The 12,499-nt window shown below is 72.0% G+C and carries 12 protein-coding genes and 3 tRNA genes; 2 read left to right on the top strand and 13 right to left on the bottom strand.

Annotation, left to right across the window (positions count from 1 at the left end; translation table 11 throughout):
• Positions 1-119: 119 nt before the first annotated feature.
• The 5 genes from ACFV8H_RS18400 to ACFV8H_RS18380 all read right to left on the bottom strand — a co-directional run bounded on the left by ACFV8H_RS18400 (position 120) and on the right by ACFV8H_RS18380 (position 3,754).
• Positions 120-911 (bottom strand): class E sortase, encoded by a 792-nt coding sequence (locus tag ACFV8H_RS18400; protein WP_380400921.1) that lies wholly within the window; start codon positions 909-911, stop codon positions 120-122.
• A gap of 36 nt (positions 912-947) precedes the next feature.
• Complete coding sequence (locus ACFV8H_RS18395) at positions 948-2,075, bottom strand: class E sortase (RefSeq protein ID WP_380400919.1); 1,128 nt, start codon at positions 2,073-2,075, stop codon at positions 948-950.
• 5 nt (positions 2,076-2,080) lie between these two features.
• Positions 2,081-2,743 (bottom strand): aminodeoxychorismate/anthranilate synthase component II, encoded by a 663-nt coding sequence (locus ACFV8H_RS18390; RefSeq protein WP_380400917.1) that lies wholly within the window; start codon positions 2,741-2,743, stop codon positions 2,081-2,083.
• 55 nt (positions 2,744-2,798) lie between these two features.
• Positions 2,799-2,978: a hypothetical protein gene (locus tag ACFV8H_RS18385; RefSeq protein WP_375891861.1), complete on the bottom strand. Its 180-nt coding sequence runs from the start codon at positions 2,976-2,978 to the stop codon at positions 2,799-2,801.
• A gap of 86 nt (positions 2,979-3,064) precedes the next feature.
• Positions 3,065-3,754 carry a DUF881 domain-containing protein gene (locus ACFV8H_RS18380; protein WP_380400915.1) on the bottom strand — a complete coding sequence of 230 codons (690 nt, stop codon included), beginning with the start codon at positions 3,752-3,754 and terminating at the stop codon, positions 3,065-3,067.
• Between the two features lie 242 nt (positions 3,755-3,996).
• Here ACFV8H_RS18380 and crgA point away from each other — a divergent pair, with 242 nt between their 5' ends.
• Positions 3,997-4,245, top strand: a complete 249-nt coding sequence (gene crgA / locus ACFV8H_RS18375; protein ID WP_380400914.1) for a cell division protein CrgA — start codon at positions 3,997-3,999, stop codon at positions 4,243-4,245.
• A gap of 349 nt (positions 4,246-4,594) precedes the next feature.
• Here the strand turns inward: crgA and ACFV8H_RS18370 are convergent, their stop codons facing one another.
• Positions 4,595-5,488: a rhomboid family intramembrane serine protease gene (locus tag ACFV8H_RS18370; protein WP_380400912.1), complete on the bottom strand. Its 894-nt coding sequence runs from the start codon at positions 5,486-5,488 to the stop codon at positions 4,595-4,597.
• Between the two features lie 192 nt (positions 5,489-5,680).
• On the opposite strand from ACFV8H_RS18370, the gene ACFV8H_RS18365 reads away from it, so the two are divergent.
• Positions 5,681-6,388 carry a DUF5324 family protein gene (locus ACFV8H_RS18365; protein WP_380400910.1) on the top strand — a complete coding sequence of 236 codons (708 nt, stop codon included), beginning with the start codon at positions 5,681-5,683 and terminating at the stop codon, positions 6,386-6,388.
• 59 nt (positions 6,389-6,447) lie between these two features.
• On the opposite strand, the gene ACFV8H_RS18360 is transcribed toward ACFV8H_RS18365, so the two are convergent.
• The 7 genes from ACFV8H_RS18360 to gyrA form a co-directional block, all read right to left on the bottom strand.
• Positions 6,448-6,520 (bottom strand) — tRNA-Ala (locus ACFV8H_RS18360).
• Positions 6,521-6,689: 169 nt separating this feature from the next.
• On the bottom strand, positions 6,690-6,818 hold the full coding sequence (locus tag ACFV8H_RS18355; RefSeq protein ID WP_014137031.1) for a DLW-39 family protein: 129 nt from the start codon (positions 6,816-6,818) through the stop codon (positions 6,690-6,692).
• Between the two features lie 325 nt (positions 6,819-7,143).
• Positions 7,144-7,217 (bottom strand) — tRNA-Ile (locus ACFV8H_RS18350).
• 85 nt (positions 7,218-7,302) lie between these two features.
• A tRNA-Ile gene (locus tag ACFV8H_RS18345) sits at positions 7,303-7,379 on the bottom strand.
• A 16-nt stretch (positions 7,380-7,395) separates the two neighbouring features.
• Positions 7,396-8,769 (bottom strand): class I SAM-dependent methyltransferase, encoded by a 1,374-nt coding sequence (locus ACFV8H_RS18340; protein WP_375891854.1) that lies wholly within the window; start codon positions 8,767-8,769, stop codon positions 7,396-7,398.
• A gap of 257 nt (positions 8,770-9,026) precedes the next feature.
• The gene (locus ACFV8H_RS18335) at positions 9,027-9,722 is read right to left on the bottom strand and encodes a DUF3566 domain-containing protein (RefSeq protein WP_375891852.1); all 696 of its coding nucleotides are present in this window, start codon (positions 9,720-9,722) and stop codon (positions 9,027-9,029) included.
• A 145-nt stretch (positions 9,723-9,867) separates the two neighbouring features.
• Entirely contained in the window at positions 9,868-12,405 is a 2,538-nt protein-coding gene (gene gyrA / locus ACFV8H_RS18330) for a DNA gyrase subunit A (RefSeq protein WP_380401041.1), read from the bottom strand.
• Positions 12,406-12,499 lie beyond the last annotated feature (94 nt).

The raw sequence follows: 12,499 nt of genomic DNA, 5'->3' as shown, positions 1-12,499 counted from the left end.
CGGGAGCGGTGAGAACGCCCGAGGGCCCGTCGCGGAGATCGCGACGGGCCCTCGGGCGTTCCGTTCCGGCGTTCCGTTCCGGCCTTGCGTTCGGCGTTGCGTTCGGCCGAGCCCTCGGATCAGCGCAGCTCCGGCGGCGGGGTGCGCTTGGCGTCCATGGGGTCCACCCGGACCAGGCTGCCCCAGACGGCCATCCGGTAGCGCGAGGTGTACACCGGCGTGCAGGTGGTCAGGGTGATGTACCGGCCGGGGCCGGCGTACCCGGAACTCACCGGGACGGGCGCGACGATGCCGGTGTCGTACTTGGAGGTCTCCGGCAGGGTGTTGTCGACCTTGTAGACGTACCACTTGTCCTTGGTCTCCACCACGATCGCGGCGCCCCGCTGGACGGCGTCCAGGTCGTGGAACTTGGCACCGTGGCCGTCCCGGTGGGCGGCCAGCGCGAAGTTGCCCGTCTCGTCCCAGGGCATCGCGGACTTGTAGGGCTGCTCGTAGACGCCCGCCACGCCCTCGTCCAGGACGGCGGTGGAGGTGCCCATCCGGATCAGCACCTGGAAGTCCCGGCCCATCGCCGGGACGTGCAGGAAGCCCACGTCGTCCCCGATCGCGGGCACCGCGGCGGGCGCGGGCGCCGTGCCGCTCCCGCCCGGCGGGCCGGCGGTCGGACCGGCCGCCCAGGAGCCGCGCAGCCGGTCCGCGGCGTGCGCGGCGGAGGCGTCCGCCTGCACGTTGGTCCACCAGAGCGAGTAGGCCACGAACAGGCCGAGCACCAGGCCCAGGGTGATCAGCAGCTCGCCGAACACCCCGAGCGCGGCCAGTGCCCGGCCACGGCCCTTGCGGCCCTCCCGTCCGGGCGGGGGGAAGGCCTCCTCCGCCGTACCGGCCGGCCGCGTGGTCCCGTCGTCCTGCATCTGCGGTGCTCCCCCTCCGAAACCGGTACCGGGCGGCTATCCGCCCGTGATCGCGGCCGGTTTGCCCTGACTGCGCGGCCGCTCCTCGATCATCTTGCCAAAGACAATGAGGCGGAACTTGGAGGTGAACTCCGGGGTGCAGGTGGTCAGCGTGATGTAGCGGCCCGGCCCGGCGTACCCGGAGCCGTTCGGCACCGGCTTGATCACGCTCACGTTGCTGGGGGAGGTCTGCGGGATCCCCCCGGTGATCTCGTACGTGTAGTACCCGGTCGCGGTCTCCACCACGACCTTGTCGCCCTTGCCCAGCTCGTTGATGTACCGGAACGGCTCGCCGTGGGTGTTGCGGTGCGCGGCCAGCGCGAAGTTGCCCGCCTGGTCGCCCGGCATCCCGGTACCGGGGTAGTGGCCGACCAGGCCCTTGTCGAGCACCGCCGCCTTGTCGGTGCCCTCGGCGATCGGGAACTTCAACCCCAGCTTGGGCAGGTAGACGATGGCGAAGCCCTTGCCGGGCGCGAACGCCTCGGGCTTGTTCGGGTCGGCGGCGGGCTGCCCCGCACCGGGCGGCTGGGCGTCGAACTGCTGCTCCAGCTGGTCCCGGGCGCTGTTGGCGGCCGCGTCGGCCTGCACGTTGGTCCACCAGAGCTGGTAGGCGACGAACAGCAGCATCACCGCGCCGAGGGTGATGCACAGCTCGCCGACGAGGCGGGCGGCCACCACGACCGCGGACTCCTTGGGGCGGGGCCCCGCGGCTCCCCGGCCCTTGGCGCGGCGCCGGCCGCCGCCGGTGCGGACGGCGGTCCGGCCCTGGGCGGCCCGACGGCGCTCGGCCCGGCCGCCGGTGGGCGCGACGGGCTCGACCGTCGGCTCGCCGCCCTCGACGGGCAGCCGCAGTTGGAGGGTCTGGTCGGGCAGCCAGGGGTACTCGGGCCCGCCCTCGACGGGCCGCTCGGCCTGCTCGTAGACGCCCCAGCCGTCCTCGGGTGTGCCCGGAGCGGCCGGCTCCCCCGGGTACGGCCGGGCCTGCACGGCCCCGCCGTACTGCGGGGCGCCGTACTGCGGGGCACCGGGCTCCGCGCCCTGGTACGGGCCGCCGGCGTACTGCGGCGGGCCGCCGTACGGGCCCGGCTCCGACTGGTAACGCCCCTCCGGACGTACCGCGGTCACGCGGCTCAGCCCCGGCCGATCACCGGGGCGAGCCCGGCCGACCGGTCCACGGCCTGCGGGAAGCCGCACTCCGCCAGCCAGTTGGCGAGCATCCGGTGCCCGCCCTCGGTCAGCACCGACTCGGGGTGGAACTGCACGCCCTCGACCGGCAGTTCACGGTGGCGCAGACCCATGATCACGCCGCTGCCGGTCCGGGCGGTGACCACCAGCTCGTCCGGCACGGTGGCCGGGTCGACGGCCAGCGAGTGGTAGCGGGTCGCGGTCAGCGGCGAGGGCAGGCCCTCGAACACCCCGCCGTCCTCGTGCTCGACCGGCGAGGTCTTGCCGTGCAGCAGTTCGGGCGCCCGGCCGACCACCGCGCCGTACGCCACCGCGATCGACTGGAGGCCCAGGCAGACGCCGAACACCGGCAGCCCGATCGCCGCGCAGTGGTGCACCATCGCGATGCAGACCCCGGCCTCCTCGGGCGACCCGGGCCCGGGGGAGAGCAGCACCCCGTCGAAGCCCTCCTCCCCCGCCCGGCGGACGGCGTGCTCGACGGTCACCTCGTCGTTGCGCACCACCTCGCAGGTGGCGCCGAGCTGGTACAGGTACTGGACCAGGTTGAACACGAAGCTGTCGTAGTTGTCCACGACCAGGATGCGGGGCGGGGTCGACTGGGTGGTCATGCGCGCGTGCTCTCCGTGGGATGCGGTACTGGGGGGAAGTTCCGGGCCGGCCGGGTCAGCCGGCCGGGGCGCCGTCGCCGCCGTCCACTGTGACGTCGCCGAAGGGGAGCAGCGGTTCCGCCCACGGGAAGACGTAGGTGAAGAGGAGGTAGACGATCCCCAGGATCAGGAGCACCGAGATGACGGCCTTGACCAGGGCGTTCCCCGGGAGGTGACGCCAGATGAAGCCGTACATGGTGCTCCCTCTAGGTAGCGGACTGGGCTCAAGAGTAGACCCGGTATCCACGGCCGTGAGGCCGGTCCACCCCTACTGCCGCCGCGCTACGGCTGGCCGCCCGCGGACCGGAGCTCGGTCGTGCCGGAGTACCCGGGCAGCGTGAGGTCCCCGCTCTCCTGGACCTTCCAGCCCAGGCCGTACGCCTGGACGTACTGCAGGTAGTTGCGGATCGTCGGGTCCCCCTCGACGGCCGACCGCAGGGCGTCGGTCCGGCCCACCGCCTTGACCACGTACGGCGGGGAGTAGACCCGGCCCTGGAGCAGCAGGGTGTTGCCGACGCAGCGGACGGCGCTGGTGGAGATCAGCCGCTGGTCCATCACCTGGACGCCGGCCGCGCCGCCCCGCCACAGCGCGTTGACCACGGCCTGGATGTCCTGCTGGTGGATGACCAGGTCGTTGACGCCGGGCTCCGGGACCCCGGGGATGCGCGCGGTGGCGTTCGGCGGGGCGTCGTTGAGGGTGACGGTCAACCCGCCGCCCTGGAGCGGCTCCAGGGCCGCGCCGAGCCGCAGGCCGTCCAGCCGGGCCGAGTCGGCGGGGTCGTGGCCCTGCTGCTCGGTGAGCTCCTGCGCCCGGGACTGGAGGTCGGCCAGCTGGGACTGCGCCTGCTGGTTCTGCCCGCTGCGCTGGCGGATGACGTCGCCGAGGCTCAGCAGCGAGTTGTCGGTCCGCAGATCGGTGCCGCGGGCGGTCTGCGCGCTGATGTAGAAGAGCAGACCGGCGAGCGCGAACACGGTGCAGGTCAGGGCACGTCCGACAATTCGGGTGCCGGAACGGGGGGTGACGGCCTTCCCGGGGGGAATCGACAAATTAGTCACCGTACCCTTATCTCCTTGAGACCCGCCGAGCCACTACGCTAACGGACGCCGGTGGCAGGCGTGGGAGTGGTCCCAGAGCCCTCTCCTCGACCGTCCGTCGGCGTCTCGCCCGCTGCACCCCTGCGCGGTCTCACAGCGCATCGACAGGAGAGCTCCTCGTGCCGAAGTCTCGACTCCGCAAGAAGTCCGACTACACCCCGCCGGCTGCGACCGCGGTGAAGATCAGCTCGGGCCGTAGTTGGGTCGCACCGCTGATGCTGGCACTGTTCCTGATCGGCCTGGTGTGGATCGTCACCTACTACGTGACCAGCGGCAGCTACCCGGTGGAGAGCTGGCGGAACTGGAACATCCTGGTCGGCTTCGGCTTCATCGCGGCCGGGTTCGGCGTCTCCACCCAGTGGAAGTGACGCTCCGCGCGTCCTGAGGCTCGATCCCGAGTCCTGACCGCCGCTTCGGACCCCGGTCCCGGAGTGGCGGTCAGCCGTGCCCGCGACCGGTCGCGGTGCCATCGGCACGCCCATCATCGGACGGTCCCACCATCGGACGGTCGGGCTTATCCACATGGTTATCCACACTGGGGAAAAGTCCCCACAGCCTGTGGATAACTCTGTGCCGCGACACCGTCCACAGCTGTGCACAACTCCCGGGACGCGGACGAACCGCACAGCAGGACACGCGTAGAACAACAGTCCACAGCCCGGCCACCGCACGGCCTGTGCACAACTCCGCACCCGCTGTGGACAAATGTCCGGGGCGTCACGCGCCGTACAGGGCCATCCCGATCAGCAGCAGCGTCGCCTCCACGGCCACCGCGCCGGCCAGCGTCAGCCACTGGACCAGGGCGCGCCGCTCGCGCGGGGCGTACATCAGGCCGAAGGCGACCAGGCCGCCGACCACCAGGCCGCCGATGTGCGCCCGCCAGTCGATGTTCGGGCGGGCGAAGGTCACCACCAGGTTGAAGACCAGGAAGGCCACCGCCGGGGCGACCGGGCCCCGGTCCCGCAGCTGCATCAGGATCGTGGCGGAGATCAGGCCGAAGACCGCCCCGGAGGCCCCCACCGAGTTCATCCAGTCCCCCGCCACCAGGAAGGCGAAGGTGCTGCCGCCCAGCCCGGCGAGCAGGTAGAGGGCCAGGAAGCGCAGCCGCCCGAGCGCCTCCTCCAGCGGGGGGCCGAGCCACAGCAGCACCAGCATGTTCAGCCCGATGTGCCACCACTCCAGGTGCAGGAAGGTGGCGGTCAGCAGCCGGTACCACTGGCCCGGGCCGTCGGCGACGCCGTACGGCCCCCCGTCGTGCGCCCGGCCGGCGCTGGCCAGCGACCAGACCTCGCCCAGGCGCGGGTTGAGCACGTACGCGGCCAGCACCCAGACCACCAGGTTGATCCCGACCAGGGTCCGGGTCACCAGCCCGCCGTCCAGCGTCGGCGCCCCGCCGAAGCGGGTGGTGGCCCGCCGCGCCCCGGCGTGCCCCTCGCCGACGCACTCGGGGCACTGGAAGCCCACCGCGGCGGCCACCATGCACTGCGGGCAGATCGGCCGCTCGCAGCGGGTGCAGGAGATCCCGGTGGGCGTCCCCGGGTGCCGGTAGCAGTCGGGCTGCCCGGCCCCGGGGGACCGGTCCGTGGACCCTCGCGGCTCGTCCGGGAGCATCAGCGGCTACCCCTTCCCCTGGCCGACCACCGAAGCCGCCAGCCTACTGCGGCCGGTGCCCCGCAGGGCCCCCGAACGGCCCCGCCGGGGCCCGCGTACGGCCCACCCCGGCGTGCCGGTGGACAAATCCGGATGCATGATCAGCATTCAGGTGGATATGTGCATAAAGGACGCCACCAGGAGGAGAGACTCGTGAGCTTTTCGGACTCGGCCCGTGACACCGCCACCAGGACCCGGGACTCCGCCGCACAGTTCGCGGACGGCGCCAAGCAGCGCCTCGGGCCCGCCCTGGACGCCCTCGGCCCCAAGGCCGCCCAGGCCGCCCACACCCTCCGTGTCCAGTACGACCGGCACCTCGCCCCGCAGTTCGGCCAGGCCTTCGCCAACCTGCCGCCCGAGGCCCAGCAGAACACCCTGCGGGCCCTCCACCGGGCCCAGGAGGCCGCTCTGGCGGCCCGCCTGTCCGCCGCCCGCGCCGCCGACCAGGCGCGCAGCACGGTCGGCCCCAGGGTCGCCCAGGCCGTCGAGGAGGCCCGGGCCGCGGTCTCCCCGGTCGCCCACGAGGCCCAGTCCCGCGGCGCCGCCGCGCTGACCGCCCTCCAGGGCCACGTCAGCTCGGCCGAGATCAACGAGCTGGCCGCCCGGAACGCGAAGCGGCAGCAGCGGTGCGGCGGCCGGACGACGGCCGGGCTGCTGCTGGCCGGGGTACTGGCGGTCGGCGGCGGGCTGGTCGCCTGGCAGTGGTGGCGCCGGCACAGCAACCCGGAGTGGCTGGTCGAGCCCCCGGCGCCGCCGTCCCACCGGCCGGCCGGCGCGACCGCCGCCACCTCCCCGGTGAACGGCCTCACCCCCGAGGAGGCGGCCGGAGCCGCCGAGCCCACCGAGGACGACACACCCTAGGACCCCGGGAACGCCGAACGGCGGCCGACCCGGAAGGGTCGACCGCCGTTCAGGCGCTGTGGAGCATAGGAGACTCGAACTCCTGACATCTGCCTTGCAAAGGCAGCGCTCTACCAACTGAGCTAATGCCCCTCGACGGCACGGCGCGTGCCAACGGGCACTAGCGTACCGGGTTCCGGCGTGTTTCCGAGAGCCGTCCCCCTGGGGGAACCGGCCGGTCCGATCGAATGAACGGGCCGACCGGTTCGGGAGGCGCCGGTCAGCGCCTCCGAAGACCGTCGATCGTCAGATCGTCCGGGGCTCAGCGACCGGCCGGAACCGGGTCGGTGGCCTCGGTCCACAGGTCCTGCTCGGCGCGGTCCGCCTGGACCTGACGGTAGACAAAGAAGCCGCCGAGGGCGACCAGGGCGACCAGGAGGAGCTTCTTCACCGCGGGACCTCGTCCTTCTAGCGTTGGCGGACTCAGGAGCCGGTGCTCCGGCCGGACCGACCGGGCCGACGAGTCCAGATGTGTTTCGAGCGCGAACGGGCTGTCGGGTGCCGGACTGCCCTTGCGGCCGATGATACACACCGGTGTCCCAATCGTGACCAGCCACCGGCACCGTCAACCCGGCGGTCCGGTCCGAGGATTGACGCCGCACCTCATGTCGTACGGATCGTCCGCACCCGGTCCGCCCGGGAAGCCCTCGTCAGGGGCGGTCCGCCGGGGAACGTCGAAGGGCCCGGAGTGGATCACTCCGGGCCCTTCGGGGCGGTGGGCCTAACAGGACTTGAACCTGTGGCCTCTTCCTTATCAGGGAAGCGCTCTAACCGTCTGAGCTATAGGCCCTCGCTGCACACAGAGCGTACCGGAAGCCGCCCGATCTGCGAAAACGTCGAAGGGCCCGGAGTGGATCACTCCGGGCCCTTCGCGGTGGTGGGCCTAACAGGACTTGAACCTGTGGCCTCTTCCTTATCAGGGAAGCGCTCTAACCGTCTGAGCTATAGGCCCTTGCCGCACTGAAAGATTAGCGGACCGACCGCCGATCCCCCAAATCCGTTCCGACCGGGGTCGCGGCAGTGACCTCGGCGGCCGGGCGCACCAGCCACTCCTCACGGGTCGGCGGCAGGCCCGAGCCGCCCTCCTCGGTGCTGCGGACGGCGAGGATCTGGTTCACCCCGATCCGGTTCTGCTCGAAGGCCAGCGCGGAGGCCGCCATGTACAGCCGCCAGACCCGGGCGCGGCCGAGGCCGACCAGCCGGACCGCCTCCGTCCAGTGCGCCTCCAGGTTGGCCACCCACTCGCGCAGGGTCAGCGCGTAGTGCTCGCGCAGCGCCTCGACGTCCCGGACCTCGAAGCCGGCCTCCTCCAGCCGGGCCACGGTGGAACCGACCGGGGAGAGCTCGCCGTCCGGAAAGACGTAGCGGTCGATGAAGGGGCTGGTGCGGTGCGGTTCGCCGGGGTGGTCGGGGCGCCGGGCGATCTGGTGGTTGAGCAGCCGGCCGCCGGGCGCCAGCAGCCGGAACAGGCCGTCGGCGTACACCCGGTACTGCTCCGCGCCGACGTGCTCGGCCATCCCGACGCTGGAGATCGCGTCGAAGGGGCCGTCGGTGATCTCCCGGTAGTCCTGGAGCCGGACCTCCACCCGGTCGGCCAGGCCGGCCTCCTCGATCCGGGCGCGGGCCAGCGCGACCTGCTCGGTGGAGATCGAGACGCCGACCGCGGTGACCCCGTAGTGCTCGGCCGCGTGCAGCAGCAGCGAGCCCCAGCCGCAGCCGACGTCCAGCAGCCGCATCCCGGGCCGCAGGCCGAGCTTGCGGCAGATCAGGTCGAGCTTGGCCTCCTGGGCGGCCTCCAGGCTCTTCGCCTCGGGTGTCCAGTAGGCGCACGAGTAGACCATCGAGGAGCCCAGCACGAGGCCGTAGAAGTCGTTCCCGACGTCGTAGTGGTGGCTGATGGCGGCGCGGTCCCGGCCGCGGCTGTGCAGCCGCCCCTGGGCCCGGCGGACCTCCTCCGGGGGTGGGGTGGGCTCCGGGCCGACCGCCCCGGCCCGGAGGGCCGCGGCGACCGCCCGGCGGCCCGCGGCGCCGAGGACGTCGCGCGGACCGAGGGCCATGGTGCGGATCTCGGGGAGTTCGGCGAAGCGGGCGACCTCGGAGAGCGTCTCGTAGAGGTCGGTGCCGGGGGCGAGGTCGAGGTCCCCCGAGACGTAGGCCCGGGCCAGGCCCAGCTCGCCCGGCTGCCACATCAGCCGGCGTAGCGCCCTGCGGTTGCGCAGGACCAGGGTGGGTGCTCCGGGCGGCCCGGCGACGCTGCCGTCCCAGGCCTGCACCCGCAAGGGGATCGGGATGCCCAACAGCCCGTCCAGGGCCTCGACCAGTTGATCTGCGAGCTTCGCCACCGCGCGCCTCCGTCCAGCCTTCCTGCGGAAACCCTCCTGACCCGGTCGACCGACCGGGGCGGCCTGCGGCACTCCCACGGGTGGGAACGGGCGGCGTCCAGCTAATCCCACCGCGGCCGGCCCGTTTCCGGGCGGCACGCCGCGGGAGCCGGCTGTCACCCGAAATGCCGACGGGCCCCGCAGGCTGCAACAGCCTGCGGGGCCCGTACATTCCGTCCGCGGACGGTGAATTGACCAGGGGTCAGGATCCGGCCGGATCAGTCCTCTTCGGCCAGGGTGAGCTCGACGCCGCCGGTGAATCCGGCCGCCGCGTTGTAGATGAAGGCCGACAGCGTGGAGAGCGCGGTCAGCAGCACCACGTCGACCACCGCGATCAGCGTGGTGAACATCATGACCTTGCCGAAGCCGATGTAGTCCATCAGGTTCAGCTGGCTGCTGGCGTTGTCCGCGCCGCCGCCGGTGACGTCCTTGAGGGTCTTGGTCAGCGAGTCGAAGACGCCGAGCGAGTCCAGGGTCATCCACAGCACGGCCGAGGCCACGATGATGATGATGCCGACGGCCAGCGACAGCAGGAAGCTGACCTTCATCACCGACCACGGGTCGACCTTGGTCACCCGCAGCCGGGCCTTGCGGGTCCGGCCGAGGCCGCCCCCGACGGTCGCCGGGGCGGCGGCGGGGCGACGCGCCGCGCCGGGCACCGGGGTGCCGCCGGGCGGGGTGTTGCCGCCGGTCCGGGTGCCCCGGGCCGGGGTCGGCTGCCCCTTGGTGTACGTCGTCGGCTGCGAGAAACCGCTCTGTCCGGCCTGGCCCGCTCCGCCGACCGGCGGCATCAGCGAGGTGGACGCGGCCGAGTGCTCGGTCGGCGGCTGCCCCGGAACGCCGTACGACCCCCCGCCCTGCGCGCCCGGACGGCCGCCGGCGGGTCCTCCCGCAGCACCCGTGGCTCCACTCACCTGGTCCTCCCGCACTTCCCACCAGGGCGGCGCCCTGATCCGTCACTCGTCATCCAGCGCCCGGCGGGATTGCCCGGAACTGGTCGGCGTCCGGTGACGCCGCGTCCACTCTTCTGGACGCGGCGGCACCGGTCTGCGGTTCGGTTCAGACCTCGGCGTCGCCGCCGACCGCCGTCCCCGCACCTTCGGTCGTCTCGGTGGACTCGGTGCCGGCGACCTCGTCCTCCGCCGTCTCCTCGTCCTCGGCCTCCGCGTTGCGGGCCATGCCCACCACCGCGTCGCGCTTTCCGAGGTTGATCAGTTGGACGCCCATGGTGTCACGTCCGGTTTCACGAACCTCGGAAACCCTCGTGCGGATCACTCCGCCCGAGAGGGTGATCGCCATGATCTCGTCGGTGTCGTCGACCACCAGTGCGCCGACCAGCGAGCCCCGGCCCTCGACGATCTTCGCCGCCTTGGTGCCGTAGCCGCCGCGTCCCTGGACACGGTACTCGTCCACACCGGTCCGCTTGGCGTAGCCGCCGTCCGTGGCGGTGAAGACGTACGTCCCCGGGCGGACGACGTTCATCGAGAGCAGCTCGTCGTCCTCGCGGAAGGCCATGCCCTTGACGCCGGAGGTGGCGCGGCCGGTGGGCCGCAGGGCGTCGTCGGTCGCGGTGAAGCGGATCGACTGGGCCTTCTTGGAGACCAGCAGCAGGTCGTCCTCGGAGGAGACCAGCTCGGCGCCGATCAGCTCGTCGTCCCGGCCCTCGTCGTCCTGGCGCAGGTTGATCGCGATCAGGCCGCCGGAGCGCGGGGAGTCGTAGTCCTTGAGCGGGGACTTCTTCACCAGGCCGGCCCGGGTGGCCAGGACCAGGTACGGCTTGTCCTCGTAGGTGCGGACGGCCATCACCTGGGCGATGTGCTCCCCCGGCTGGAAGGCCAGCAGGTTGGCCACGTGCTGGCCGCGGGCGTCGCGGCCGGCGTCCGGCAGCTCGTAGCCCTTGGCGCGGTAGACCCGGCCCTTGTTGGTGAAGAACAGGATCCAGTTGTGGGTCGTCGTCACGAAGAAGTGGTCGACGATGTCGTCCTGCTTGAGCTGGGCACCGCGCACGCCCTTGCCGCCGCGCTTCTGCGAGCGGTAGAGGTCGGAGCGGGTCCGCTTGACGTAGCCGCCACGGGTGATCGTGACGACGATGTCCTCCTCGGCGATGAGGTCCTCGATGGAGAGGTCGCCGTCCGAGGGGATCAGGGTCGAGCGGCGCTCGTCGCCGTACTTCTCGACGATCGCGCCGAGCTCCTCGGAGATGATCTCGCGCTGGCGGGTCGGCGAGGCCAGGATGGCGTTGTACTCGTCGATCTTGCGCTGCAGCTCGTCGTGCTCGTCCATGATCCGCTGGCGCTCCAGGGCGGCCAGCCGGCGCAGCTGCATCTCCAGGATCGCGTTGGCCTGGAGCTCGTCGATGTCCAGCAGGCCCATCAGGCCGGTGCGGGCGGCATCGGCGCTGGCCGAGGCCCGGATCAGCGCGATGACCTCGTCGATCAGGTCCAGGGCCTTGAGCAGCGCGCGCAGGATGTGGGCGCGCTCCTCGGCCTTGCGCAGGCGGAACCTGGTGCGCCGGACGATGACCTCGACCTGGTGGTTGACCCAGTGCCGGATGAAGGCGTCGAGCGACAGCGTGCGCGGCACGCCGTCGACCAGGGCCAGCATGTTGGCGCCGAAGTTGGTCTGCAGCTCGGTGTGCTTGTACAGGTTGTTGAGCACGACCTTGGCGACCGCGTCGCGCTTGAGCACGACCACCAGGCGCTGGCCGGTGCGGGACGAGGACTCGTCGCGGACGTCGGCGATGCCGGCGATCTTGCCGTCCTTGACCAGGTCGGCGATCTTGAGGGCGAGGTTGTCCGGGTTGACCTGGAACGGCAGCTCGGTGATCACCAGGCACTGGCGGCCCTGGATCTCCTCGACCTCGACCACGGCGCGCATGGTGACCGAGCCGCGGCCGGTGCGGTAGTAGTCGTCGATCCCGCGGCGGCCGACGATCAGTGCGCCGGTCGGGAAGTCGGGGCCCTTGATCCGCTCGATCAGGGCCTCCAGCAGCTCCTCGGCGGAGGCCTCGGGGTTCTCCAGGTACCAGAGCGCGCCGGAGGCGACCTCGCGGAGGTTGTGCGGCGGGATGTTGGTGGCCATGCCGACCGCGATGCCGGTGGACCCGTTGACCAGCAGGTTGGGGATGCGCGCGGGCAGGACGGTCGGCTCCTGGGAGCGGCCGTCGTAGTTGGCCGCGAAGTCGACGGTCTCCTCGTCGATGTCGCGCATCATCTCCATGGCCAGCGGCATCATCTTGCACTCGGTGTAGCGCATGGCCGCGGCCGGGTCGTTGCCCGGGGAGCCGAAGTTGCCGTTGCCGTCCACCAGCGGCATCCGCATCGACCACGGCTGGGCCAGGCGGACCACGGTGTCGTAGATCGAGGTGTCACCGTGGGGGTGGTAGTTGCCCATCACGTCGCCGACGACGCGGGCGCACTTGTAGTAGCCCTTCTCGGGCCGGTACCCGCCGTCGTACATCGCGTAGAGCACGCGGCGGTGCACCGGCTTGAGGCCGTCGCGGACCTCGGGGAGCGCCCGGCTGACGATCACGCTCATCGCGTAGTCGAGGTACGAGCGCTGCATCTCGGTCTCGAGCTCGACCGGCTCGATCCGCATGGTCACCTGGGTGGTGGCCTCGGCTGCGGGGGTCTCGGGAGTCTCGGGCTGGTCGCCTTCGGGACGGTTGTCGTCGACCACTGGTGGTCAGTTT

It is taken from the genome of Kitasatospora sp. NPDC059827 (assembly GCF_042731675.1).
In the GTDB taxonomy this organism is placed as follows: Bacteria; Actinomycetota; Actinomycetes; order Streptomycetales; family Streptomycetaceae; genus Kitasatospora.
Note: the sequence above shows the minus strand (reverse complement) of the source record. Positions and strands in the feature narration are given on the sequence as shown.

Excerpts from the sequence above, each read along its gene's own strand:
- ACFV8H_RS18400 (WP_380400921.1), bottom strand. The coding sequence starts at position 911 with ATGCAGGACGACGGGACCACGCGGCCGGCCGGTACGGCGGAGGAGGCC.
- ACFV8H_RS18390 (WP_380400917.1), bottom strand. The coding sequence starts at position 2,743 with ATGACCACCCAGTCGACCCCGCCCCGCATCCTGGTCGTGGACAACTAC.
- ACFV8H_RS18385 (WP_375891861.1), bottom strand. The coding sequence starts at position 2,978 with ATGTACGGCTTCATCTGGCGTCACCTCCCGGGGAACGCCCTGGTCAAG.
- ACFV8H_RS18370 (WP_380400912.1), bottom strand. The coding sequence starts at position 5,488 with ATGCTCCCGGACGAGCCGCGAGGGTCCACGGACCGGTCCCCCGGGGCC.
- gyrA (WP_380401041.1), bottom strand. The coding sequence starts at position 12,405 with ATGCGGATCGAGCCGGTCGAGCTCGAGACCGAGATGCAGCGCTCGTAC.